We start from the raw sequence: 25,007 nt of genomic DNA, 5'->3' as shown, positions 1-25,007 counted from the left end.
GTTCAAGATAGGGGACTTTTCATGGCAGGCATTCTCGAAGGCAAGCGGATCCTGGTCACCGGGATCATCACCGACTCCTCGATCGCGTTCCACATCGCCAAGGTGGCGCAGGAGGCCGGCGCGCAGCTGGTGTGTACCGGCTTCGACCGGCTGCGGCTGATCCAGCGCATCATCGACCGGCTGCCGGAGCCGGCGCCGCTGCTCGAACTCGACGTGCAGAACGAGGAGCACCTGGGCTCGTTGGCCGAGCGGGTCACCGAGGTGATCGGCGAGGGCAACAAGCTCGACGGCGTGGTGCACTCCATCGGCTTCATGCCGCAGACCGGGATGGGCATCAACCCGTTCTTCGACGCCCCCTACGAGGACGTCGCCAAGGGCATCCACATCTCGGCCTACTCCTATGCCTCCCTGGCCAAGGCGGTGCTGCCGATCATGAACCCCGGCGGCGGCATCGTCGGCATGGACTTCGACCCGACCCGGGCGATGCCGGCCTACAACTGGATGACGGTGGCCAAGAGTGCCCTGGAGTCGGTGAACCGGTTCGTGGCGCGCGAGGCCGGCAAGGTGGGAGTGCGGTCGAATCTGGTTGCGGCCGGGCCGATCCGGACGCTGGCGATGAGCGCCATCGTGGGCGGTGCCCTCGGTGAAGGCGCCGGCGAGCAGATCCGGCTGCTGGAAGAGGGCTGGGACCAGCGGGCCCCGATCGGCTGGGACATGAAGGACCCGACGCCGGTCGCCAAGACCGTCTGCGCGCTGCTGTCCGACTGGCTGCCGTCCACCACCGGAACGGTTGTCTACGCCGACGGCGGCGCGCACACCCAGTTGCTCTAAATGGAGCTAGATGCCGTCCTGCTGCTGTCCTTCGGGGGACCCGAAGGCCCGCAGCAGGTTCGGCCGTTCCTGGAGAACGTCACCCGCGGACGTGGCGTGCCCCCGGCCCGGCTCGACGCGGTCGCCGAGCACTACCTGCACTTCGGTGGCGTGTCGCCGATCAACGGGATCAACCGCGCGCTGGCCGACGCAATGCGTGCCGAAATGCCCGGTCTGCCGGTGTATTTCGGCAACCGTAACTGGCAGCCCTACGCCGAGGATGTCGTCGCCCAGATGGCGGCCGACGGCGTGCGACGCGCCGCGGTGTTCCCGACCTCGGCGTGGGGCGGATATTCGGGCTGCGACCAGTACGCCGAGGACATCGCCCGAGCACGAGCGGCGGTCGGGGAGCAGGCACCGGAACTGGTGAAACTGCGCCAGTACTTCGACCACCCGTTGTTCGTGGCGATGTTCGCCGAGGCGATTGGCGCCGCCGCCGACACGCTGCCGACGGGCCTGCGTGATTCGGCCCGGCTGGTGTTCACCGCGCACTCCATCCCGGTGGCCGCCGACGCACGCTACGGCCCCCGGCTCTACAGCCGCCAGGTCGCCTACGCGACGAGTCTGGTCGCGGCCGCCGCGGGCTACCCCGACTACGACCAGGTGTGGCAGTCGCGTTCGGGCCCGCCGCAGGTGCCCTGGCTGGAGCCCGACGTCGAAGCGCACCTGGCGGCCCTGGCCGAGGACGGCGTGCGCGCGGTGATCGTGTGTCCGATCGGCTTTCTCAGCGACAACATCGAGGTGGTCTGGGACCTCGACAACGAAGTCCGCTCCGCGGCGCAGGACGCCGGAATCGCCTACGCGCGGGCGACCACGCCGAACGCCGATCGACGGCTGGCCCGGCTGGCCCGGGGCCTGGTCGAGGAGCTGCGCGACGGCATCGCACCCGAACGCATCGCCGGTCCGGGCGGCCTGGGCTGCGGGTTCGGGGTCAACGGGGCGCCCTGCGGTTCATCGCACTGCGTCGCCGAGGTTGCGCCTCGCGGCTAGCGGCGATCAGTTCCGCCAGGCCGAGTACAGAATCTCGGTCACCGCTGCGCTGCGTGCCGCGCGCACCACGCTTGTCAACGGCGCGACCGCATCAACGGCGCGCTGCACCGCCGCTGAAGTCTGAGCGCTGGCGGTCAGCAGATCGGCGCTGACGGTGATTATCGCTTCGACGTGGGCGGCGCTCTGCAGAACGCGCACCGCGCGGTTCGGCGCGTGATCCGGAATCCGGTGCAAAAGCGCGGCTTCCATCATCTGCTCCACCCGCAGCCGCGGATCTTCCACGCCGTAGTCGGCCCACCGCGAACCGGTGGAGCCCAGTGCTTCGGCGGCCGTTCGCACCGCCGACCGCAACGTGTATTCGGCGTCACCGAGATCGTGCTGGTCACTCGCCGGAATGCTGGTGAGCGGGAATACGGTCCAGCACAGCTCGGCGGCGTAACCATCGTCGGTGTCTTCTGAGTAGGCCGGAACCAGCCCGATCGGCGGCGAGGCATCCGACGAGCCGATCAGAACGGCCTCGCCGGCGAGGATCGCCTCCTGGGAAAAGGTTGTCGCGGCCGGCAGACCGCGGACATCGCCGGGAACTGGAAACACCGGTCGGATGCTGTCCCCGGCGGCCGCCGGCGACGCGCCGCGCACCAACTTGAGCAGGGCGGCCGCGCCGCCGTCGCACGCGTCCGGCCATGACAGGCCGATGCTGCTTGCGACGACCGCATCGTGGGCGGCCACCGATTGCACTGGCGCCCAGGCCGATAATGCGTCCAACACATCATCGGGTGCGGCCCGGCCGGCAAGCCAGGCGTTGGCCCAAACCGACAGGGAAGTACTCGGGCACCACATGATGCAAGGCAGTGTAGTTGCCCGCGGCGTCGCTGCCGGACCGCACAGGTTCAGGCCGTTCTCGGGCTATCCTGACCGCATGCCGACTGCCCTGATCTGGTTGGTCTTCGCACTCGGGCTCGCAGGAGCCGAGGCCCTCACGGGCGACATGTTCCTACTCATGCTCTCCGGTGGTGCCCTGTCGGCGGCGGCAGCCAGCGCCCTGACCGACTGGCCGCTGTGGACCGACGGTGCGGTGTTCCTGGTGGTTTCGGTGCTGCTGCTGGTCTTAGTGCGGCCCGCGCTGCGCCGCCGGCTGTGGGCGGGAACAGGCGGCGAAACGGGGGTGCTGGCGCTGCAAGGCAAGACCGCCCTGGTGCTCGACCGCGTCGAACAGCACGGCGGCAGGGTGAAGCTCGACGGCGAGGTGTGGACCGCCCGGGCGCTCACCGAAGGTGACATCTTCGAACCAGGTGAGCAGGTCACCGTGATGCACATCGACGGCGCTACCGCCGTGGTCGGCAAGATCCTGTAAGGAAAGGAATCGTCATGGAAGGCGTCACAACCGGGCTGTTGCTGCTGGCCGTGTTGGTGGTGTTCGCGGTGATCGTGGTCGCTAAGTCGGTTGCGCTGATCCCGCAGGCCGAGGCGGCGGTGATCGAGCGACTCGGCCGCTACAGCCGCACCGTCAGTGGTCAGCTGACCCTGCTGGTTCCGTTCATCGACCGGGTGCGGGCCCGCATCGACCTGCGTGAACGGGTGGTGTCGTTTCCGCCTCAGCCGGTGATCACCGAGGACAACCTGACGCTCAACATCGACACCGTCGTCTACTTCCAGGTCACCAACCCCAAGGCCGCGGTCTATGAGATCAGCAACTACATCGTCGGTGTGGAACAGCTGACCACCACGACGCTGCGCAACGTGGTCGGCGGGATGACGCTGGAGCAGACGTTGACCTCCCGTGAGGTGATCAACAGTCAGCTGCGGGGTGTGCTCGACGAGGCGACCGGGCGGTGGGGCCTGCGGGTGGCCCGGGTGGAGCTGCGCAGTATCGACCCGCCGCCGTCGATCCAGGCCTCGATGGAGAAGCAGATGAAGGCGGACCGCGAGAAGCGGGCCATGATCTTGACCGCCGAGGGCCAGCGCGAGGCCGCGATCAAACAGGCCGAGGGCCAGAAGCAGTCCGAGATCCTGACTGCCGAGGGCGCCAAGCAGGCGGCGATCCTGGCCGCCGAGGCCGACCGGCAATCCACGATGCTGCGGGCCCAAGGTGAGCGCGCCGCCGCCTATCTGCAGGCCCAGGGCCAGGCCAAAGCGATCGAGAAGACGTTCGCGGCGATCAAGGCCGCCCGGCCCACCCCCGAATTGCTGGCCTACCAGTATCTGCAGGTGCTGCCGGAGATGGCGCGCGGCGAGGCCAACAAGGTGTGGGTGGTGCCCAGTGATTTCGGCACGGCCTTGCAGGGCTTCACCAAACTGCTCGGCGCTCCCGGCGAAGACGGCGTCTTCCGCTACCAGCCGTCACCCGACGACGAGCCGCGGCACCGGTCCGAGGACGACAGCGACGAAGTCGCCGACTGGTTCACCACCCAGACCGACCCGGCGATCGCCCAGGCGGTGGCCAAGGCCGAGGCCGATGCACGCAAGCCGGTCGAGGGGACCCTGCTGCCGCCGCAGCTCGATACGGGCCCGGCGTGAGCGCGCTGACGGCACGGCCGACCTACGCGGCGCTGGCCGCATTCCTCGCCGGTGACGCCGTGGCGTCGGCGATCCCGGTGCCCTATGTGGCCAAGAACATGGATGCCATGCGGATTCCTGAGCAGGTCCGCTGGGCGGTCCCGGTGGCCAAAGCCGCCACCGCGTTGGGGCTGGCGTCGGTGTTCCGCTTCCCGGCCGTCGCCCGGCTCACCACCGGGTTGTTGACGTTGTATTTCGCCGGGGCGCTGGGCATCCACCTGCGCGTGCGCAACCGGATCGCCAATATCGTGCCCGCGGTGCTGCTGCTGATGGTGTTCGCCGCGATGACGGCGCAGGGCCCGCACACCGCCGGGGGCGGAGTACGGGCCCTGGAGTCGTAGCGTCGGGTGCTAGCCCCTGCGGGAGGAGGCGGCGGTGTGCTCGTCGAGGGTGGTCGCTTTGTAGGCGTATGCGGCCACGACCGCGCCGAGCAGCTGGGCGATCAGATAGACCCAGAGGAACTTCCAGGCGAAGATCCCCGACAGCATCAGGCCGAAGGTGATGGCCGGGTTGAACGCGCCGCCCGAGATCGCGCCGACCGCCACCACGCCCACGGTCACCACGAATCCGATCGCCAGACCGTAGAAGCTGTTGCCGGCGCTGTCTTTGCTGGTTGCGGTGTGCAAAACGACGTAACACAGCGCGAATGTGAATACTAATTCGGCCAAGAATGCGGGCCAGACGGTGCCGGCCAGATCAAGTGTGCCGGTGGCGTACTTGTCATGCCACAACCCGAAACCCACACCGAACGCGGCGAGTGCGCCGACCAACTGCGCAACGATGTAGGGACCCAAGTCGCCCAATGGCAGTGCGCCGCGCAAATACGCGGCCACGGAGACGGCCGGGTTCAGGTGGCCGCCCGAGATGTGCCCACTGGCATAGACCATCACCATCAGCACCGAGCCGATGCCCAGCGCGGTGGCAGCGACGCATTCGGTGCCGGACAAGACGATGCCGAGCACGGCGAACATGAAAACGAACGTGCCGATCATTTCGGTCAAATATTTGCGCACCGAGGCGTTCCGATCAGCCATTGATCCGGTCCCTTCACTCCGTCGAGCACTTGTCCAATTTGTGCTGTGCCAGCACATGGCACTAGGGAAGACTGTAACGGCGCAGGCTCTTGCGCTCGCTATTCGCGCGCCGTTTTTCACCGAATTGTTGCTGGATTAATGAGGGCTTCGTGTTGTTTGCCGATGCGCTATCGGTCCAGGTGCAATTCGACCAGTGGCAGTGCCGTATTGGGTGGGGTTACCGCTTCGCCCAGCGTCTTCTCGAGTACCGCGCTGAACTTCTCCCACGCGCGGGGGTGGCGCTCGATGTAGCGGCCCAGCACCTGGTCGGCTTCGGCCTGCTCCAGCACTCGGGCGGTGGCCGGCACCGCGGCGCTGCTCCCGGCGCAGACCCGCACGCGGGGGTTGGCACGGATGTTGCGAAACCACTGGGCGCGCTCCCCGAAGCCCGATGCCACCACATAGCTGTCACCGGCGGCGTGGTCGATGACCTCGAGGACGACGCGGCGGCGGACGCCTGTGTTGCGCCCGATGTGCTCGAGCATCAACAGGCGCTGGCCGAGGAGGCCGCCGAGTCGTGCGCGGTACAGCCAGATCGGGGCGCGCATCAGCCGGCGTGAACTCAACAGTCGGCTGACCGTGTCGGCCAAGGACGGCATCTTCAGCACGCTACTCGCGGCTGCGCCGGCGCGGCGGATCGTGCGTTGGGCGGACGAACAAGGCCAACAGCGTCTTGCCGACAGACACCGCAGCCGACGGGCTGTCCACCATAACCGTGACCTGGTCGCCGAATCGGCGGCGAAGTTCGCGTTGCAGTCGGTCATACAGCGTCGATTCCGAGGCGGGGCAGCCGTGACAAGCGCCGGACATCCGCACCCGCACCTGGTCGCCGGTCACCCCGACTAGCTCGATCGCGCCGCCGTGGGATGCGGCGATATCGCCGATCGGCCCGTCGAGCAGTTCCCGGGTTGTCCGCGTCAGGTCGCCGGTGCGCTCGGCGGGGGCGACGCGCCAGCCGTCCGGCGCTCGCAGCGCTTCGTCGAGGGCGGCGCGGATCTCCTCGCCGCGAGCCCGCCAATTCTGCCGGCGGCAGAGCGTGATCGTGATCTCGGATCCGGCCACCGTCAGTTCGTCGATGACGCCGTCGTCCCGCAGCTCGCCCAGCCGGCCGGGAGCCTGCTGGACCCTCCCGGCCGCCGGCATACGGTCGGCGTCGACCACCCACCGCACGCGTTGCGGGTCAGCGGTGGCCACCGCATGCATGGGAATCATGCGCCCAGGCCTACTGCGATCGACCGGGCGGCGAACGCCATCACCCAGGCCAGCACGAACATGTACCCGAAAGCGAAGGCGGGCCATCGCCAGGAGTTGGTCTCTCGGCGCATGACCGCGACGGTGGACATGCACTGCAGCGCGAACATGAAATACACCATCAGCGCGATGACCGTCGGTGCGGTGAACACGTGCCGGCCGTTGTCGTCGGACATCGACAGCAGCGCCTGGTGCGGGTCGGTGGGGTTGGTGGCCGCCGACACCTGGCCGAGCGTGGACACGAACACCTCCCGGGCCGAGAGTGAGCCGACCAGCGCAATGTTGGTGCGCCAGTCGAAGCCCAGGGGTGCGAAAACCGGCTCGATCGCCCTGCCGATGCCGGCGGCGTAGCTGTGGTCCAGGACGTAGGCGGTGGCGTCGGGTGGTGGCAGCGCTGCCGTCTCGGCGTTGCGAGTGGGCAGATTCATCAACGCCCACAGCACCAGCGAGGTGGCCAGGATGACGGTTCCGGCCTTACGCAAGAAGATCTTCGCCGCATTCCACATCGCGATGAGAACCGCAGTGGGCGAGGGGAAGCGATATGGCGGCAGTTCCATGGTGAACGGCAGCAGGTCGCTGCGCAGAATCGTCGACTTGAACACCGCTGCGGCCAGCAGAGCCGAGGTGCCACCGCCCAGGTACAGCAGGAACATGGTGACGCCTTGTGCGCTGAAACCCCACCATCGCGTCTGCGGTGCCACCAGGAGCCCCACGAGCAGGGTGTAGACCGGCAGCCGCGCCGAGCAGGTCATCAAGGGCGCACTGATGATGGTGGCGATTCGGTCACGCGATGACGGCAGTGTGCGCGTTGCCATGATCCCGGGGACCGCACAGGCGAATGACGACAGCATCGCCACGAACGCGCGACCTTCCAGCCCGGTTCTGGCCATGACGCGATCCATCAGGAATGCGGCACGTGACATGTAGCCGACATTCTCCAGCAGCCCAATCAGCAAGAACAGCAACATAATCTGCGGAAGGAACTGCAACACGGTGCCGACCCCGCCGATCACCCCGTCGCCGATCAGACCGCCCACCACTGTGCCGCCGAGGTGGCCATCGACCTGCGTTCCCAGCCAGTCGAGCCCGGCGGCGATCCGGTCCTGCAGCGGGGCGGCGACGGTGAAGATGATCTGGAAGAACGCGAACATGACCGCGAAGAAGGTCACGATGCCCCACAGCGGGTGCAGTACCAGGCCGTCAATCCGGGCGGTCCGCTGATCCCGGTGCGGGGCGACGTAGTTCGCGGCAGAAAGCACCGAGGTGCCCCAGGCGTCGAGCGCCTCGGCCTCCGACGGCGGCAGTACCGCTGGCCGTGACCAGGTGTCACTGGAGCCCAACAGGGCGCGCAGCCCCTCGATGCCGGCGCCACGGTTGGCGATGACCGCGACGGCCGGTACGCCGATCGCGGCCATGAGAGCTTCCACGTCGACTCCACCGCGGCGCGAACGCAATTCGTCGGTCATGGTGAGCACCAACAGGGTGGGAAGGTCCAGGCGCAATACCTGACCCACCAAGGTGATCGAGCGGCGCAACGTGGTGGCGTCGGCGACCAGCACGATCGCGTCGGTCCGGCCGATCCCGTTGACTCCGCCGGCCAACACGTCGACAACAACCTGTTCGTCCGGGCTGATCGGGTCCAGGCTGTAGATGCCGGGCAGGTCTTCGATCGCCACCTCGACACCGCCGACGGTCACCACCCCGACACTGCGCCCCACCGTGACGCCCGGATAGTTGCCGGTCTTGGCGCGCAGTCCGGTCAGGTGATTGAAGAGGCTGGTCTTGCCGGCATTCGGGCTTCCGACCAGCGCGATCCGCTGTGCCGGCGTCACATTTACGGCAGTGGCCCTGCCCTCGTGACAGTCGGTCATCGCTGACCCCCGCCGACATCGATTTCTGGGTCGATCTCGATCAGGCGGGCTTCCCGGCGTCGCAGACACAGTTCGGTGTCTTGCACGCGGTAGATGGTGGGATCGCCCAACGGGGCCCGGCGGATCACGTCGACGCGGGTGGCCGGGCGGAATCCGAGCTGGCGCAGTCGATCTGCCACCGCCGGCGGGGCGTGCGATGCGGCACCGGTGATGGTGGCCCGCTGGCCCGGCGCCAAGTCGGCGAGCACGGTCGCCGAGTCGGTTCCCCGCGACGATCGCGGCCGCCACCTGCGCATCAGAAGCCCCAACGTTAGATCAGCTTACTGCCTGAAAGGTACGCCTGATTCGCCGATCACGTCGGTGGCCGAGTCGCCGTGATCAGCCGATGGTCACCGATTCGGCCGGGTCGAGTTCGCGAGTTTCCGGGCCGGCCTCGGGCCGGTGTGCGCGGTGCGAGCGCACCTCGTAGACCAGCAGTGCCACCCCGACCGCGGCGGTGCACGCCGAAACCGCGAACAGCAGCGGGCTCACCTCACCGGTCAGGGCGTCGCCGAGCACCACCACCGCGGCCGTGCCCGGCAGCAGACCGATCAGGGTGGCCACCGTGTACGGGACCAGTCGCACCGCCGAGGCGCCGGCGGCGTAGTTGATCACCGAGAACGGGATCGCCGGAATCAACCGCAGCGACACCACGGCGGGCCACCCGCGCTGACGCAGGCGGGCGTCGAGCGAGTCGAGCCGCGGATGACGCACCACCCGGCTCAACTGCCAACCGAACACCCGCATCAGGATCAGCACACCCACGGCGCTCAACGCGCTGGCCACCACCGCCAGCAGAACACCCAGCCACGGACCGAACAGCAGGCCGGCGGCCAGCGTGAACGCGGTGCGCGGAAAGGGGAACACCGTGACGACGGTGTGCGCCACCAGAAACGCCACCGGAAACCACGGCCCCAACGTCTGCGCCCAGTCCCGCAGCTGCACGGCGGAGGGCACCGGGACCAGCAGCGCGACCGCGACCAGGCTTCCGACGACGGCCGTGGTCAACGCCAGCCGTCGCAGCGCCACTTGGCGCGCGGTGGCGATGAATACCGACCAGGCGCCACGCAGCACATGCGGGATTCGGGTCGCGGCGGGTATCACGGCACCCAAGACTACGGGCCGGGGGTGAACACTTCGCGTCACTCAGCGGGAGTTTTGCCGCTCGGTACACCTCACCCGAGTCGGCCGATCGGCATCATTTAGCCTGGTTGACACATGTTGGGTAGCGATTCAACGGCTACCCGCGAGTAACCACAGGAGTCGCCGGTGTCAATCGACGTGTCCGCCGAGCCCGCCGGCATCCAGCAGGCCCGAGCCCGCTGGCGTGCCGCCGTGGCCGGGGTGCTGGCCAAGAGCGCACGCCGCGAGCCGGCCGATATCGACGCCGAGACCGGCGGTGAGCCCGAGCGGCTGCTGGACACCCCGGTGGAGGGATTGGCGGGGCAGGGCGGTTTCGCCGTGCGGGCGCTCTACACCGCGTTGGACGCGCTGCCGGAGCCGCCGTTGCCGGGCCAGTGGCCCTTCGTGCGCGGTGCCGACGCGCGGCGCGATGTCAACACCGGCTGGCAGGTCGCCGAGGTCTTTCCCATCGGCGGGTCGGCTTCGGCCGCCGAGGCCAATGGCAGCATTCTGAGTGCCCTCACCGATGGCGTCAGCGCGCTGACACTGCGGGTCGGCGAAGGGGGCGTGCCGGCTGCCGAGCTGCGGGGCGTATTCGACGACGTCTACCTGGACCTGGTTCCGGTACTGCTCGACGGTGCCGGCGCCGGCGACTACGCCACCGCCGCCGAGACCATGCTGGCGCTGGTCGACGCGCTCGACCAGGACAACCGCGCCAACCTGTCGGTCGATCTGGGTGCCGACCCGCTGACCGCGCCGCTGAGTGACCGTCCGGCACCGTCGATCGACGAGGTGATCGCGGTGGCGTCGCGGGCCGTCGCCCATCGGGGGGTTCGGGCCATCGCCGTCAACGGCCCGGCCCTGCACAACATGGGGGCCGGCGCGTCAGGGGAGTTGGCTGCCGGCCTGGCCGCGGCCGTGGCCTACCTGCGCGTGCTTACCGATGCCGGCCTGTCGGTGGCCGACGCCGCCCGCCAGATCAGCTTCCGGATCGCCGCCGACGACGACCAGTTCATCACGATCGCCAAGATCCGGGCGGCGCGCCAACTGTGGGCCCGCGTGACCGAGGTCGCGGGGGCGCCCGAAGCCGGCGCCGCCGTCGTCCACGCCGAGACATCGCTGGCGATGATGACGCAGCGTGACCCGTGGGTGAACATGCTGCGCACCACCCTGGCCGCCTTCGGCGCTGGGGTCGGCGGGGCCGACACCGTGTTGGTGTGGCCGTTCGACACGGTGATTCCGGGTGGGCAGCCCGGCACCTCGACAACGTTCTCGCGGCGGATCGCCCGCAATACCCAACTACTGCTGCTGGAGGAGTCGCACCTGGGCCAGGTGCTGGACCCGGCCGGCGGATCCTGGTTCGTCGAAGACCTCACCGAACAGTTGGCGCAGCAAGCCTGGCGCCAGTTCCAGGAGATCGAAGCACTCGGCGGATTCGAGGCCGCCGGCGAGCACATCGCCGAGCGGATCGCCGAGGTTGCGGCCGCGCGGGCCGCGGACGTCGCACATCGGCGCACTGCGATCACCGGGGTCAACGAGTACCCGAACCTCGATGAGGCTCCGCTGCCACCATCGGCGACGCAGCATGCCCCGGTCGGCGTGCGGCGCTACGCGGCGCAGTTCGAGGAATTGCGGGACCGCTCCGACGCCTACCTGGCGCGCACCGGTGCCCGGCCGCAGGTATTGCTGCTGCCGCTGGGGCCGATGGCCGAACACAACATTCGGACCACCTTCGCCGCGAACCTGCTGGCCTCTGGCGGCATCGCGGTGATCAACCCCGGCACGGTGGACGCCGAGCAGGTGGCCGCCGCCGTCGCGGAGGCCGGCTCACCCGCCGCGGCGGTGCTGTGCGGCAGCGATGCCCGCTACGGCGTCGAAGCGGCCGCGGTCATCGGGGCGGTGCGCGCCGCCGGAGTCGACCTGGTCTACCTGGCGGGGCCCGCCAAGGCACTGGCCAGTAACGCCGACGCCGATCCGAAGCCAGACGACTACCTGACCATGAAAATCGATGCCGTGCAGGCGTTGTCGGACTTACTGACCCGATTGGGGGCCTGAGAGCCATGACCACGAGCACCTCACACGGCACACTTGGCAGCTTCGCCGAAGTCGCGCTGCACGGCGACCGCGTCGCCGAACCGGTGACCGAGGCCGCCGTCGCCGAGCACGTCGCGGCCGCCGCGGCCGCGCACGGCTACACACCCGAGCAGCTGGAATGGCAGACCCCGGAGGGAATTGCGGTCAAGCCGGTGTACACCGCCGCCGATCGCTCCGCCGCGGTCGCCGAGGGTTACCCGCTGGACAGCTTCCCCGGCGAAGCGCCGTTCGTACGCGGGCCGTACCCGACGATGTACGTCAACCAGCCGTGGACGATTCGCCAGTACGCCGGGTTCTCGACCGCGGCGGACTCCAACGCGTTCTACCGCCGCAATCTCGCGGCCGGGCAGAAGGGTCTATCGGTCGCGTTCGACCTGGCCACCCACCGCGGCTACGACTCGGACCACCCCCGGGTGCAGGGTGACGTCGGAATGGCCGGGGTGGCAATCGATTCCATCCTGGATATGCGGCAACTGTTCGACGGGATCGACCTGAGTGCGGTCAGCGTCTCGATGACCATGAACGGCGCCGTGCTGCCCATCCTGGCGCTGTACGTGGTGGCCGCCGAGGAGCAGGGGGTGCCACCGGAGAAACTGGCCGGCACCATCCAGAACGACATCCTCAAAGAGTTCATGGTGCGCAACACCTACATCTATCCGCCGAAGCCGTCGATGCGGATCATCTCCGACATCTTCGGCTACACCAGCGCGAAGATGCCGAAGTTCAACTCCATCTCGATTTCGGGCTACCACATCCAAGAAGCCGGTGCCACAGCCGATCTCGAGTTGGCCTACACGCTGGCCGACGGTGTGGACTACATCAAGGCCGGTCTGGACGCCGGTCTGGACATCGACAAGTTCGCGCCCCGGCTGTCGTTCTTCTGGGGCATCGGGATGAACTTCTTCATGGAGGTCGCCAAGCTGCGTGCGGGCCGGCTGCTGTGGAGTGAGTTGGTCGCGCGGTTCGACCCCAAGAGCTCGAAATCGCTGTCCCTGCGCACGCATTCGCAGACTTCCGGCTGGTCATTGACCGCCCAGGACGTCTTCAACAACGTCGCGCGCACGTGCGTCGAGGCGATGGCCGCCACCCAGGGCCACACCCAGTCGCTGCACACCAACGCCCTGGATGAGGCGTTGGCGCTGCCCACCGACTTCTCCGCCCGCATCGCCCGCAATACCCAGCTGCTGCTGCAGCAGGAGTCGGGCACCACCCGGCCGATCGACCCGTGGGGCGGCTCGTACTACGTGGAGTGGCTGACTCATCAGTTGGCGCAGCGGGCCCGGGCCCACATCGAGGAGGTCGAGGCACACGGCGGCATGGCCCAGGCCATCAGTGACGGTATCCCGAAGCTGCGCATCGAGGAGGCCGCCGCCCGCACCCAGGCCCGCATCGACTCCGGGCGGCAGCCGCTGATCGGCGTCAACAAGTACCAGGTTGCCGAAGACCAAGAGATCGAGGTGCTCAAGGTCGAGAACAGCCGGGTGCGCGCCGAACAGCTCGCGAAATTGGAGCAGTTGCGCGCCGAGCGTGACGAGGCGGCCTGCCAGGCCGCGCTGGCCGAGCTGACCCGGGCGGCCGGGACCACCGGGCCTGCTGGGGAGGACGGGCTGGGCAACAACCTGCTGGCGCTGGCCATCGACGCCGCCCGGGCCAAGGCCACGCTCGGGGAGATCTCCGACGCACTGGAGAAGGTCTACGGTCGCCATCAGGCCGAGATCCGTACGATTTCTGGCGTCTACCGTGACGAAGTCGGGAAGGGCTCCAACATCGCTAGCGCAACCGTCCTGGTCGAGAAGTTCGCCGAGGCCGACGGCCGTCGGCCCCGCATCCTGGTCGCCAAGATGGGCCAGGACGGGCACGACCGCGGCCAGAAGGTGATCGCCACCGCGTTCGCCGACATCGGTTTCGACGTGGATGTCGGCGCCCTGTTCTCCACCCCCGACGAGGTGGCGCGCCAGGCTGCCGACAACGACGTGCACGTGGTCGGGGTGTCGTCGCTGGCCGCCGGGCACCTGACGTTGGTGCCGGCGCTACGGGATGCGCTGGCGCAGGTGGGCCGGCCCGACATCATGATCGTGGTCGGGGGAGTGATCCCGCCCGGCGACTTCGACGAGCTCTATGCCGCCGGGGCGACCGCGATCTTCCCGCCCGGCACGGTGATCGCCGATGCTGCGGTGGACCTGCTGAAGACCCTCGCGTCCCGCCGCGGCTACAACCTCGCAGAGCTCGCCGACCCGGCAGAACCGGCGGCAGACCAGAAATAGATGGCCGACAACGTGTCTGACACCGTTGCCGAGCTTGCGGCGGCGGTGCGCTCCGGTGACCGCTCCGTGCTGCCGCGGGCCATCACCCTGGTCGAGTCCACCCGCGCCGACCACCGTCAGCAGGCGCAGGAACTGCTGCTGGCGCTGTTACCGGACGCCGGTGGGGCTCGCCGGGTGGGTATCACCGGCGTTCCCGGCGTGGGCAAGTCGACCACCATCGAAGCCCTCGGGATGCATCTGATCGAGCGGGGCCACCGGGTCGCCGTGCTGGCGGTCGACCCGTCGTCGACGCGCACCGGTGGTTCGATCCTGGGGGACAAGACCCGGATGCAGCGGTTGGGGGCGCACGAACGCGCCTACATCCGGCCGTCGCCGACGTCGGGGACCCTGGGCGGAGTCGCCAAGGCCACCCGCGAGACGGTGGTGCTGCTGGAGGCCGCCGGCTTCGATGTGATCCTGATCGAGACCGTCGGCGTCGGCCAATCCGAGGTCACGGTCGCCAACATGGTCGATACTTTCGTCTTCTTGACGCTGGCCCGCACCGGCGACCAGTTGCAGGGCATCAAGAAGGGCGTGCTGGAGCTGGCCGACATCGTGGTGGTCAACAAGGCCGACGGCCACCACCTGGCCGAAGCGCGGTTGGCTGCGCGGGAGTTGTCGACCGCGATCCGGCTCATCTACCCCCGCGAAACACTCTGGCGGCCACCGGTTTTGACGATGAGTGCCATCGAGGGCACCGGGCTGCCGGAATTTTGGGACACCGTAGAGCGACATCGGCAGACGCTGATCGACGCCGGCGAGTTCGACGCCCGGCGACGGTCGCAACAGGTGGATTGGACGCGCCAGCTGGTGCGCGACGCCGTACTCGAACGCGCATTGTCGGACCCGGCGGTGCGCGACGTGCGCACCGAGGTGGAACAGCAGGTGCTCAGCGGAGAACTGACCCCGGCGCTGGCCGCCCAGCGAATCCTCGGGGCGATCTGGAATTAGTGGCACGCGCGTCCGGTAATCCGACTTATTTCACCCGGTCGACGCGGTAGATTCCCAACTATGACACCGCATCTCGAGGTTCGTCGGGCGCAGCTTCCGGCGAACGTGCACGGCGTGGCCGACCCGAACTTCGCCTGTGCTGTGCGCGCTTTCGCCGCGATGTTCCCGGGTCGCCGTTTCGGTGGCGGGGCGCTGGCGATCTACCTCGACGGACAGCCCGTGGTGGACGTGTGGACCGGGTGGTCCGATCGGGCGGGACAGGTGCCGTGGTCGGCCGACACCGGCGCCATGGTGTTCTCGGCGACCAAGGGTGCGGCGTCGACGGTCATCCACCGGCTGGTCGACCGGGGACTGATCGACTACGACGTGCCGGTGGCGCAGTACTGGCCGGAGTTCGGGGCGAACGGCAAGGCCGCCATAACCGTTCGCGAGTTGTTGGGGCACCGGGCGGGCCTGACTCACCTCAACGGCGCCAGCAGGGCGGACCTACTGGACCACGTGACGATGGAAGCCCGAATGGCCGCTGCGGCGCCGGGGCCCGAGCGCGGCAAACCCGCCTATCACGCGCTGACGTACGGCTGGCTGGTGTCCGGGCTGGCCCGCGCCGTCACCGGCGTGGGAATGCGCGAGCTGTTCCGCACGGAGCTGGCCGGACCGCTGGGTGTCGACGGACTGCACTTGGGTCGCCCGCCCGCCGACGCTCCTACCGTCGCAGCGGAGATCATCATGCCCCAGCGCAGTCGGCGGAACGCGGTAGTGGACCTGTTGGCGCCCCGGGCCGCCGCGGCGCTGCGGTACGGGGGCCTGGGCGCCTTCTACTTCCCAGGGGTGATGGACACCGTCCGCGGCGGCATTCCGTTCCTGGACACCGAGGCCGCCGCCCTCAACGGGGTGGCGACCGCCCGCGGGCTGGCCCGCCTCTACGGCGCCCTGGCCAACGGAGGGCAGATCGACGGCAGCCAATTGCTGTCACCCCGGCTCGTGGCGGGCCTGACCGGTCCGCGCACCCTGGAGCTGGACCGCACCATCGGGGTTCCGTTGGCGTTCCACCTGGGCTATCACGCGATCCCGTTCGGACCGGTGTTGCCCGGATTCGGTCACGTCGGCCTGGGCGGTTCTATGGGCTGGGCGGATCCGGCCTCCGGTCTGGCGATCGGCTTCGTGCACAACCGGCTGCTGACCCCGTTCGTGGCGATCGACCACGCCGGTTTCGTCGGCACGGCCGCGCTGATTCGCCGCGGCGTCGCCCGAGGGCGCCGGCACGGCTACACCCCGATCCCGCAGTTGGGGGAGCCGTTCGCGGCGCCGGATGCAGCGACCGGCTAGTGCTCTACCGCGTCGCAGCTTGCCGCTGTGCTGATTGGCGGCGACCCGCTTTACCCGGCTCCGCCGGGTTTGCGATCGCCGTTGTGCTGATTGGCGGCGACCCGCTTCACCCGGCTCCGCCGGGTTTGCGATCGCCGCTAGGGTTGCCGAGTGACTGACCGTACGCCGAAGCTCTACATCTTCCCGCACGCCGGCGGATCGCCGCAGTACTACGTGCCGTTCTCCAAGACGTTCACCACCGACGTCAAGCGCATCGGCGTGCAATATCCGGGCAAGGGCGGAACCCACGACCTGGGCGCCTTCACCAGCATCGAAGACCTCGCCGACCAGGTCTGCAAGACCGTCGCACCGCCGGCTCCCACCGACGGGCCGGTTGCCTTCTTCGGACACAGCATGGGTGCACTGCTGGCGTTCGAGGTGGCGCGCCGATTCGAGGCGGACGGACATCGGATTGCCGCGCTGTTCGTGTCGGCGGCGGGCGCTCCGGGACGAGCCGGCTACGACAACATCCCCGAGTCCGATCGCGGCCTGCTGGACGCCGTCAGCACCATGACGGGAGTCAACCCCGAATTCTTGGAGAACGAGGAGTTCGCGGCCAAGATTCTCCCGACCCTGCGCGGCCTGAAAGCCATTGCTAACTATGACTGTCCGCCCGAGGCACGGGTGTCCTGTCCGCTCTTTGCGTTCCATGGTGACGAAGATGACGTCGCCACCGCGGAGAAGGTGGGTCCCTGGGCGGAGCGCACCACCGCCGAATTCAGCGCGCGGGTGTTCACCGCGCCCGGCCACCACTTCTACCTCACCGAACACCTGCCGGAACTGGTCGGCGATATCGAGCAGAAGATCGCCCAGTACTGCCAGGGCTGACGCGTACCGGCCCGGTCCGGAATGTGAATGGGCCCTTGGTGCCGAAGTTACTCGTGATGCGCGTAATTGACTTCTCCGCTACTATGGCGGATCTGCTGCGTTTGCGCTGTATGTGGGCCATAAATTGCCTGTCAGCAGCGCGTCCGTGGTAGCCTCCGCGGGAGGGAAACGCCTGGGATGTCGGGGTCCAAGGAGTTTTAGCGCAGGTTCCACACATCCAGAAGGGGTACCCGTGGCGTTGGTCGAATCATCCGCACCGGCCGTGTCGGCCGGGCGATCGCGGCGCTCGGAGGTCCCCGCCCCCGTCTCCACCCGGCACGGCGAGCAACCAACCTGCGCTGAGGCTGAAGTATTCAGCTGAGCAAGCCCGCTAGGGATGCCCGCCGGACGTGATCCCGTGGGGGATCCATCCCAAATGTCGCTAATCCAATTGCATACCTCCGCTGTGCAGGGACCTTGCGCAGCGAAACCGTCAGTTCGGACAGTAAGCGCAACGACTCTCGACGGGGCCGAAGTACTCAGCAGGTGAGGTCCACGGACCTGACAGCATAAGGAGAAGACAACGCAATGTCGGTAACTGAAACGCACATCCCGACCCTGTTGGCGAACCTCGAACGGGACAAGCCGAACGAGCCTGCGTACACGTTCATCGACTACGACGTCGACCCCGCTGGCTACCGCGAGACCGTCACCTGGTCGCAGCTGCGTAACCGCGTGCGAGTAGTGGCGGCAGAGCTGGCAACCTGCGCCTCTCCGGGCGACCGGGTGGCGATCCTGGCTCCGCAGAGCCTGGAGTACATCGTCGGGTTCTACGGTGCGCTGGAGGCGGGCATGATCGCCGTCCCGCTGCCGGTGCCGATGTTCGGCGTGCACGACGAGCGGGTGTCGGCGGCGCTGCGTGACAGTGCCCCGGCCGCGATCCTGACCACCACGTCGGCGGTCGGCGACATCGCCAGCTCGATCAAGGGCCTGGGCGGAAAGCCGCCGGTGGTCATCGAGGTCGACGCCTTGGACCTCGACTCCGAGCCGGTGGCAGCACCCGGCGCGACGGCGCAGACCAAGGTCGCCTTCCTGCAGTACACGTCGGGTTCGACCCGGACCCCGGCCGGCGTCATGGTCACCCACGCCAACGCCGTGTCGAACATGGTGCAGATGGCTGACGACACCTTCGCGCTGACCGGCGGCAAGGCGCCGGAAGGCCTCAACCTGGTGTCGTGGATGCCGTTCTACCACGACCTGGGCCTGCTCGGAACCGTCATCTACCCGCTGGTCCTGGGAGTGCACACGGTGCACATGAGCCCGATGGCGTTCCTGGCGAAGCCGGCGCGCTGGATGCAGGAGCTCGCCAAGGTTCCCGTCGGCTTCACCGGTGGACCGAACTTCGCCTATGAGTTGGCCGTGCGGCGGACCTCCGATGAGGACATGGCGGGTCTCGACCTGGGCAACGTGCACACCTTCTGTTTCGGTGCGGAGCGCATTCACGCCGCGACGCTGCGACGCTTCGTCGACCGTTTCGCCAAGTTCAACGTGAACCCTGCCGCCCTGCGCCCCGGCTACGGGTTGGCCGAGGCGAGCGTTTACTTGACGTCCAACACGCCCGGAAATCCGCCGCCGACCGCGCGGTTCGACTACACCAAGCTGGCGGCTGGTACAGCCGAGCCCAGCGGTGCCGAAGGCGGCGTCGAGCTGGTCAGCTGTGGTGTTCCTCGGGCCTGCACGGTGCGTATCGTGGACCCGGAAACCCAGACCGAGAACCCGGAAGGCACAGTCGGCGAGATCTGGACGCACGGGCCCAACGTTGCGGCGGGCTACTGGCACAACCAGCAGGCCACCGAAGCCACCTTCGGTGGCAAGCTCGTCGACCCGACACCGGGGACACCGCAGGGGCCGTGGCTCATGACCGGCGACCTCGGCGTCATCTCCGGTGGCGAGCTCTACATCGTCGGCCGGATCAAGGACCTGCTGATCGTCGACGGGCGTAACCACTATCCGGACGACATCGAGGCCACCGTTCAGGAGATCACCGGTGGGCGTGTCGCCGCGGTCTCGATCCCCAACAGCCAATCCGAGCAGCTTGTTACGATCGCGGAGTTCAAGAACAAGGGGGGTTCCGATGAGGAGATCCTGGACAGGCTGACCGAGGTGCGTCGCAAGGTGACGGCTGCGCTGTCCAAGGCGCACGGCCTGGTGAGTGGAGATTTGGTCCTGGTGTCTCCGGGTGCCATCCCGATCACGACCAGCGGCAAGATCCGCCGTTCCAGCTGCGTAGAGATCTACCAGCGTGATGGGTTCGACCGACTGGATGCTACTGCTCGGTCTGTATGACAGATGACGAGCTGCTCGCGCGGCTCTCGGGGAGGTTGAGTTGAGCGAGAAGAGTGCTGCGCCGGTCGGGGGGCCGGATCGTCGGGCGATTGTTGCTGAGGCGCTGCGCAAGATTGATGATTTGACGGCGCGGTTGGCTGTTGCTGAGGCTGGCGATACTGAGCCGATCGCGGTGGTGGGTGTGGGGTGTCGTCTGCCTGGTGGGGTGGATGGTCCGGCTGCGTTGTGGCGGTTGTTGTGTGATGAGGGTTCGGGGATTGTTGGGGTTCCGGCGGATCGCTGGGATGCTGATGCGTTTTTTTCGTCGGATCATTCGGTGCCGGGGACGATTTGTTCTCGTGAGGGCGGGTTTTTGACGTCGTGGCAGCCGGCGGAGTTTGACGCGGAGTTTTTTGGTATTTCGCCGCGTGAGGCCGATGCGATGGATCCTCAGCAGCGGTTGTTGATGGAGGTTGCCTGGGAGGCGTTGGAGCATGCCGGGATCACCAAGGAGGCGATCCGGGGCACTCAGACCGGCATCTTCGTCGGCATGACCACCAACGATTACGCGCTGGACATCATGAGCCAGATCCGGCCACAAGAAGTCGACCCCTACGTTCCCTTCGGTAATGCGGCCAATTTCGCGGCGGGTCGGTTGTCGTATTTCTTGGGTGTGCATGGTCCGGCGATGATGGTGGATACGGCGTGTTCGTCGTCGTTGGTGACGATTCATTTGGCGTGTGCGAGTTTGCGGCGTCGGGAGTCGGATCAGGCGTTGGCGGCCGGGGTGAACTTGATCTTGACCCCGCAGAACAGTATTGCGACGTCGCGGTGGGGGATGTTGGCCCCCGATGGGCAGTGCAAGACTTTTGATGCGGCCGCTGACGGCTACGTCCGCTCGGAGGGCGCTGGGGTGGTGGTGCTCAAGCGGCTCTCGGATGCGCAGCGTGATGGTGACCGGATTTTGGCGGTGGTGCGGGGTTCGGCGGTGAATCAGGATGGGCCGTCGTCGGGTCAGACGGTGCCGTCGGGTCCGGCGCAGCAGAAGGTGGTGCGGGCGGCGTTGGCGTCGGCGCGGTTGTCCCCGGCTGATATCGACTATGTCGAGGCGCATGGCACTGGTACGGCGTTGGGTGATCCGATTGAGTTGGATGCTTTGTCGGCGGTGTTTGGTGAGCGGGGTTCGTCGGCGCCGTTGGTGTTGGGGTCGGTGAAGACCAATTTGGGGCATTTGGAGTCGGCGTCGGGTGTTGCCGGGTTCATCAAGACGGTGTTGTCGGTGCAGCAGGGTTTCATTCCGCGGCATTTGAATTTTTCGGAGTTGACGCCGAATGCGGGTGTGGGGGCGTCGAAGTTTGAGATTGCTGGTCGGGGTAGGGCGTGGCCGGCGGTGTCGCGTGTGCGTCGGGCGGGGGTGTCGTCGTTTGGGGTGTCGGGCACGAATGCGCATGTGATCGTTGAGCAGGCGCCGGATGCTGAGGTTGTGGCGGTGGCTCCTGCGGTGCCGGTGAGCACGTTGGTGGTGTCGGGCAAGTCGCCGGCGCGTATCGCGGCCACCGCCGAAGTACTCGCACAGTGGATGACCACCGACGGCGCCGAGATCGCGCTGCCGGACATCGCACATGCGCTCAACCATCACCGCACTCGCCACCAGAAATTCGCCACCATCGCCGCCCGCGATCACGCGCAGGCCGTTACCGCGCTTGCCGCGCTGGCCGCCGGTGAATCCGCACCGGGCGTGGTGGAACCCGCTGAAGTGCTGCCCGGACCCGGCACGGTGTTTGTGTTTTCGGGTCAGGGTTCGCATTGGGTGGGGATGGGTCGTCGGTTGTTGGCCGATGAGCCGGTGTTTGCTGCGGCTGTTGATGAGTTGGAGCCGGTTTTTGCGCGGCAGGTGGGTTTTTCGCTGCGTGAGGTGATCGAGCAGGGCGTTGAGATTTCCGGTGATGCGCAGGTGCAGCCGGTGATCATGGGGTTGCAGTTGGCGTTGGCTGCGTTGTGGCGTTCCTATGGGGTTGTTCCGGATGCGGTGATTGGGCATTCGATGGGGGAGGTGTCTGCGGCGGTGGTGGCCGGGGCGCTGACGCCGGAGCAGGGTTTGAAGGTGATCGGGGTGCGGTCGCGGTTGATGTCGCGGCAGGCCGGTCAGGGTGCGGTGGCGTTGTTGGAGTTGGATGCTGCCTCGGCCCAGGAGTTGTTGGTGGGTTATCCCGGGGTTGAGGTGGCGGGGTATTTGTCGCCGCGGCAGACGGTGGTGGCGGGTGCGCCGGCGGATGTGGATGCGGTGATTGCTGCGGTGGCTGCTGCGGAGCGGTTTGCGCGGCGGGTGAATATGGAAGTGGCCTCGCATACCGCGTTCATGGATCCGATCCTGGATGAACTGCGTGCCGAACTGGCCGACATCACCCCCCAAATGCCCCAGATCCCGTTCCTGTCCACCGTGGTCGATCCGCTCGGACCCACCCCGGTGCTCGACGCCCGCTACTGGGCAGACAACGTGCGCCAACCGGCTCGGGTGAATCAGGCGGTCGCTGCCGCCGGGGACAAATACGGCACGTTCATCGAGATCAGCCCGCACCCGATCCTGACCCACACCATCGACGAGATCCTGGACGCGGTGCCGCACTGCAGCGTTGCCACGCTGGTGCGCGACGGCGACGACACCGTCGCGTTTCATCAGCATCTCAACAGCGCCCACCCGGTGAGCCCCCGCGAACTGCCGCACCCGTCGGGGACCTACCCGGTGCTGCCGACCACACCGTGGCGACACACCCATCACTGGCTTGTGGTCGAAAGCTCCATCACCGCAGCCGAATCCGCTCCACGGCCGGGCCTGCTGCTGGGCACCCACATCAAGATCGGCAGCACGCCGACCATCCACCTGTGGCAAGCCCGGCTGTCGCCGGAGACCAAGCCGTATCCCGGCAGTCACCGCAACAACGGGGTGGAGCTGGTCCCGGCGTCGGTGCTGCTGCAAACCCTGTCGGACGCGGCGTTCGAGGTCAGCGGAGACTCCGGGGTCAGCGAGATCAGGTTCGAGCACCCGATCATCGTCGACCGGCCGCGGACCATCCAGGTGGTCGCCGACGGCGAATCAGTGACAGTGTCGTCGAAGTCGGTTTCCGACGACCCGGCCGCCCGGTGGGTCAAACACCTCAGCGCCCGCATCACGCCGCGCAACGAATCCGTCGGGCTCTCTGTTGATTCCAGCCTCACCAACGGTCACAGCGGAACCGCCTTCGATGACGACGCGGTGACCGAACTGTGGCTCACCTGGGGTAGTGAGGGGCGTCCCTTCGAGTGGTCGCTGACCTCCGGTCGGGTCACCGCGACCCAATTGCGTGCCGACGTCGCGTCCGCACAGTCCGGCACGGCAGCGCTGCTCGACGCCGCTCTGCATGTCGCCCGTCTGGTCGACAACACCAACCCCGAGCTGATGGTGCCGGCGTCGGTCGACGATGTCCGCTTCGGCGACGCACCGGTCGACGGTCGGGCCGGAGTCACCGTGCACCGGCGCGACTGCGGTGAGGGCGAACTCATCGTCGACATCGCCGTAACCACTGCCGACGGTGCCCGGTGTGTCGACATCCGGGGGCTGCGCTACACGGTGCTGAACGTGGCCACCTCGGACGACCCCAGCTCGATCGCCCACGCGATCGACTGGCAGCCCTGGGACGCCGAATGGCAGACCCCGAGCCAGCCGGGGACCCTGACGGTGGTCGGTGGCGGCGCCGCCGCCGACCGTCTGCGCGACGGACTGAGCGCGGTTGGTCACCGCAACGTCGGGATCGCCGAGGCCCAGAACGTCGTCTATGTCGCCGACCCGGGCCCCACCGAGGAATCCGACCTGGACTGCGCGGCCCGACTGGCCGGCGAGGTGGCCGACCTGGTGGCCACGCTGGCCGACCGCGACACGCACCCGCCGGCCCTGTGGATCGTCACCCACGGCGTCCACGAGGCTGCCTCCGCCGCTGCCGTGCGCCAAAGCTGCCTGTGGGGAATGGCGGGCGTGATCCGGGCCGAGCAGCCGCAACTCTGCGGTGGGTTGGTGGACCTGCCAACCGATGACACCGCTGATGCAGCTGCGAGCGCCGCGGCGCTGTCGAGCATCCTGCGCACGCCGGCCAAGTCCATCTTGGTGTGGCGTGGCGACCAGTTCCTGACGCCGGCTTTTACTCCGATCTCCGGTCCGCCGCAGCGCCAGCCGATGGTGTGCCAGCCGGACGGCGCCTACCTCATCACCGGCGGTATGGGAGCGCTCGGCCTGCTGATGGCCGGATGGTTGGCCGACCGCGGTGCCCGCCGCCTGGTGTTGGCCGGCCGCAGTGCCTTGCCGCCCCGGCGCGACTGGGACTCCGAGGAGCTCGAGGCCGGCGTGCGGAACAAGATCGCCGCCATCCGGGCGTTGGAGCGGCGCGGTGTCACCGTTGACGTGGCTGGCCTGGACGTCGGGTCTCGGGCTGCGGTGACCGACCTGTTGGCCCGTCGCGACGCCGCCGGCGCCCCGCCGATTCGCGGCATCATCCATGCCGCCGGTATCACCGAGGGGCAACTGCTCACCGAGGTGGAGGCCGAGCGGCTGCGCGACACCATGTGGCCCAAGGTCGCGGGCGCCCAGGTGCTGAACGAGATCTTCCCGCCCGGAAGCCTGGACTTCTTCTTCATGACCGCAGCCGCCGGGGCGGTGTTCGGGGTTCCTGGTCAGGGCGCCTATGCAAGCGCCAACGCCTACCTGGACGGCTTGGCCCGTGCCCGCCACAAGCTGGGTTGCCACAGCGTCAGCCTGGACTGGGTGGCGTGGAAGGGCCTGGGGTTCGGGGCCGAGGCGCACGTGGTGCTGCACGAACTGGAACGGATGGGTTCGCGGCCGATCACCCCGTCGGAAGCCTTCGCCGCCTGGGACCACGTGGAGCACTACGACGTCGCGCAGGCCGTCATGGTTCCGCTGCCCAGGGAAGGAAAGCCCGGGGAGTCCGCTTCCGGTGGCGCCGGACCGGTCCGCGACTGGGCGCAGCTGCCCGCCGATGAGATACTGAGCGAGCTGGAAATCGGGTTGCGCAGCATTCTGGCGCGCGAGCTTCGCATGTCGGAGGCTGAGCTACAGCTGGACCGGCCGTTCGCCGAACTCGGCCTGAACTCCGTGATGGCGATGGCGGTCCGCCGTGACATCGAACAGCTGGTCGGTATGGAGCTGTCGGCGACCATGCTGTGGAATCACCCGACAACTGCGGCACTGGCGGCGCACCTGACCGGCAAGCTGCTGCCGCAGGACGATGTCGGCGGCGGCGCGGCGGCCTCAGGCGGTGAGCTGCCGGAGTCGACCGACAGTGTTTTGAACGAGCTGTTCGACAGCGTGGAATCGGCTCCGGCCGGATGGGACGGGATCTAGT

The 25,007-nt window shown here is 67.9% G+C and carries 19 protein-coding genes; 12 read left to right on the top strand and 7 right to left on the bottom strand.

Features of this window, described 5'->3' with window-relative positions; all coding sequences use genetic code 11:
- The first annotated feature begins 21 nt into the window (after positions 1-21).
- Positions 22-831: an NADH-dependent enoyl-ACP reductase InhA gene (gene inhA / locus ACKY0X_RS12165; protein WP_024443408.1), complete on the top strand. Its 810-nt coding sequence runs from the start codon at positions 22-24 to the stop codon at positions 829-831.
- On the top strand, positions 832-1,860 hold the full coding sequence (locus ACKY0X_RS12160) for a ferrochelatase (protein WP_409426252.1): 1,029 nt from the start codon (positions 832-834) through the stop codon (positions 1,858-1,860).
- 6 nt (positions 1,861-1,866) lie between these two features.
- Here ACKY0X_RS12160 and ACKY0X_RS12155 read toward each other — a convergent pair whose 3' ends face one another.
- Positions 1,867-2,700, bottom strand: a complete 834-nt coding sequence (locus ACKY0X_RS12155; RefSeq protein WP_409426251.1) for a hypothetical protein — start codon at positions 2,698-2,700, stop codon at positions 1,867-1,869.
- A 79-nt stretch (positions 2,701-2,779) separates the two neighbouring features.
- Between ACKY0X_RS12155 and ACKY0X_RS12150 the strand changes: the two genes are divergently transcribed.
- The 3 genes from ACKY0X_RS12150 to ACKY0X_RS12140 are packed head-to-tail and all read left to right on the top strand — an operon-like array spanning position 2,780 to position 4,757.
- The gene (locus ACKY0X_RS12150) at positions 2,780-3,214 is read left to right on the top strand and encodes an NfeD family protein (RefSeq protein ID WP_409426250.1); all 435 of its coding nucleotides are present in this window, start codon (positions 2,780-2,782) and stop codon (positions 3,212-3,214) included.
- Positions 3,215-3,228: 14 nt separating this feature from the next.
- A complete protein-coding gene (locus tag ACKY0X_RS12145; RefSeq protein ID WP_409426249.1) occupies positions 3,229-4,377 on the top strand; it encodes an SPFH domain-containing protein in 1,149 nt (382 codons plus the stop codon).
- On the top strand, positions 4,374-4,757 hold the full coding sequence (locus ACKY0X_RS12140) for a DoxX family protein (protein ID WP_409426248.1): 384 nt from the start codon (positions 4,374-4,376) through the stop codon (positions 4,755-4,757). The genes ACKY0X_RS12145 and ACKY0X_RS12140 overlap by 4 nt, the downstream gene beginning before the upstream one ends.
- Positions 4,758-4,766: 9 nt before the next feature.
- Here the strand turns inward: ACKY0X_RS12140 and ACKY0X_RS12135 are convergent, their stop codons facing one another.
- The 6 genes from ACKY0X_RS12135 to ACKY0X_RS12110 form a co-directional block, all read right to left on the bottom strand.
- A complete protein-coding gene (locus ACKY0X_RS12135) occupies positions 4,767-5,450 on the bottom strand; it encodes an MIP/aquaporin family protein (RefSeq protein WP_046282981.1) in 684 nt (227 codons plus the stop codon).
- A 167-nt stretch (positions 5,451-5,617) separates the two neighbouring features.
- Positions 5,618-6,088, bottom strand: a complete 471-nt coding sequence (locus ACKY0X_RS12130; protein WP_409426247.1) for a nitroreductase family deazaflavin-dependent oxidoreductase — start codon at positions 6,086-6,088, stop codon at positions 5,618-5,620.
- A 10-nt stretch (positions 6,089-6,098) separates the two neighbouring features.
- On the bottom strand, positions 6,099-6,701 hold the full coding sequence (locus ACKY0X_RS12125) for a NifU family protein (protein WP_409426246.1): 603 nt from the start codon (positions 6,699-6,701) through the stop codon (positions 6,099-6,101).
- A complete protein-coding gene (locus ACKY0X_RS12120; protein ID WP_409426245.1) occupies positions 6,698-8,572 on the bottom strand; it encodes a ferrous iron transporter B in 1,875 nt (624 codons plus the stop codon). Before ACKY0X_RS12120 ends, ACKY0X_RS12125 begins: the two co-directional genes overlap by 4 nt.
- Before the next feature lie 35 nt (positions 8,573-8,607).
- A complete protein-coding gene (locus tag ACKY0X_RS12115; protein WP_409426244.1) occupies positions 8,608-8,907 on the bottom strand; it encodes a ferrous iron transport protein A in 300 nt (99 codons plus the stop codon).
- A gap of 82 nt (positions 8,908-8,989) precedes the next feature.
- The gene (locus ACKY0X_RS12110) at positions 8,990-9,754 is read right to left on the bottom strand and encodes a TVP38/TMEM64 family protein (RefSeq protein ID WP_409426243.1); all 765 of its coding nucleotides are present in this window, start codon (positions 9,752-9,754) and stop codon (positions 8,990-8,992) included.
- A gap of 165 nt (positions 9,755-9,919) precedes the next feature.
- On the opposite strand from ACKY0X_RS12110, the gene mutA reads away from it, so the two are divergent.
- From mutA to ACKY0X_RS12075, 7 genes are all read left to right on the top strand, one after another.
- Positions 9,920-11,827, top strand: coding sequence for a methylmalonyl-CoA mutase small subunit (mutA, locus tag ACKY0X_RS12105; protein WP_409426242.1), 1,908 nt, complete (start codon positions 9,920-9,922; stop codon positions 11,825-11,827).
- A gap of 5 nt (positions 11,828-11,832) precedes the next feature.
- A complete protein-coding gene (gene scpA / locus ACKY0X_RS12100) occupies positions 11,833-14,130 on the top strand; it encodes a methylmalonyl-CoA mutase (RefSeq protein WP_409426241.1) in 2,298 nt (765 codons plus the stop codon).
- Positions 14,131-15,120 (top strand): methylmalonyl Co-A mutase-associated GTPase MeaB, encoded by a 990-nt coding sequence (meaB, locus tag ACKY0X_RS12095; RefSeq protein ID WP_409426240.1) that lies wholly within the window; start codon positions 14,131-14,133, stop codon positions 15,118-15,120. It abuts the gene before it with no gap.
- Between the two features lie 60 nt (positions 15,121-15,180).
- Complete coding sequence (locus tag ACKY0X_RS12090; protein WP_409426239.1) at positions 15,181-16,446, top strand: serine hydrolase domain-containing protein; 1,266 nt, start codon at positions 15,181-15,183, stop codon at positions 16,444-16,446.
- A gap of 150 nt (positions 16,447-16,596) precedes the next feature.
- Positions 16,597-17,313, top strand: coding sequence for a thioesterase II family protein (locus ACKY0X_RS12085; protein WP_409426238.1), 717 nt, complete (start codon positions 16,597-16,599; stop codon positions 17,311-17,313).
- Between the two features lie 567 nt (positions 17,314-17,880).
- Complete coding sequence (locus ACKY0X_RS12080; protein ID WP_409426237.1) at positions 17,881-19,638, top strand: AMP-binding protein; 1,758 nt, start codon at positions 17,881-17,883, stop codon at positions 19,636-19,638.
- A gap of 40 nt (positions 19,639-19,678) precedes the next feature.
- Complete coding sequence (locus ACKY0X_RS12075) at positions 19,679-25,006, top strand: type I polyketide synthase (protein ID WP_409426236.1); 5,328 nt, start codon at positions 19,679-19,681, stop codon at positions 25,004-25,006.
- Position 25,007 lies beyond the last annotated feature (1 nt).

The sequence above is a fragment of the Mycobacterium sp. SMC-11 genome (assembly GCF_046250095.1).
Classification (GTDB): domain Bacteria; phylum Actinomycetota; class Actinomycetes; order Mycobacteriales; family Mycobacteriaceae; genus Mycobacterium; species Mycobacterium heraklionense_A.
Note: the sequence above shows the minus strand (reverse complement) of the source record. Positions and strands in the feature narration are given on the sequence as shown.

Coding starts and splice junctions, on each gene's coding strand:
- inhA (WP_024443408.1), top strand. CDS start 22: ATGGCAGGCATTCTCGAAGGCAAGCGGATCCTGGTCACCGGGATCATC.
- ACKY0X_RS12160 (WP_409426252.1), top strand. CDS start 832: ATGGAGCTAGATGCCGTCCTGCTGCTGTCCTTCGGGGGACCCGAAGGC.
- ACKY0X_RS12155 (WP_409426251.1), bottom strand. CDS start 2,700: ATGTGGTGCCCGAGTACTTCCCTGTCGGTTTGGGCCAACGCCTGGCTT.
- ACKY0X_RS12150 (WP_409426250.1), top strand. CDS start 2,780: ATGCCGACTGCCCTGATCTGGTTGGTCTTCGCACTCGGGCTCGCAGGA.
- ACKY0X_RS12145 (WP_409426249.1), top strand. CDS start 3,229: ATGGAAGGCGTCACAACCGGGCTGTTGCTGCTGGCCGTGTTGGTGGTG.
- ACKY0X_RS12135 (WP_046282981.1), bottom strand. CDS start 5,450: ATGGCTGATCGGAACGCCTCGGTGCGCAAATATTTGACCGAAATGATC.
- ACKY0X_RS12130 (WP_409426247.1), bottom strand. CDS start 6,088: ATGCCGTCCTTGGCCGACACGGTCAGCCGACTGTTGAGTTCACGCCGG.
- ACKY0X_RS12125 (WP_409426246.1), bottom strand. CDS start 6,701: ATGATTCCCATGCATGCGGTGGCCACCGCTGACCCGCAACGCGTGCGG.
- ACKY0X_RS12115 (WP_409426244.1), bottom strand. CDS start 8,907: ATGCGCAGGTGGCGGCCGCGATCGTCGCGGGGAACCGACTCGGCGACC.
- scpA (WP_409426241.1), top strand. CDS start 11,833: ATGACCACGAGCACCTCACACGGCACACTTGGCAGCTTCGCCGAAGTC.
- meaB (WP_409426240.1), top strand. CDS start 14,131: ATGGCCGACAACGTGTCTGACACCGTTGCCGAGCTTGCGGCGGCGGTG.
- ACKY0X_RS12090 (WP_409426239.1), top strand. CDS start 15,181: ATGACACCGCATCTCGAGGTTCGTCGGGCGCAGCTTCCGGCGAACGTG.
- ACKY0X_RS12080 (WP_409426237.1), top strand. CDS start 17,881: ATGTCGGTAACTGAAACGCACATCCCGACCCTGTTGGCGAACCTCGAA.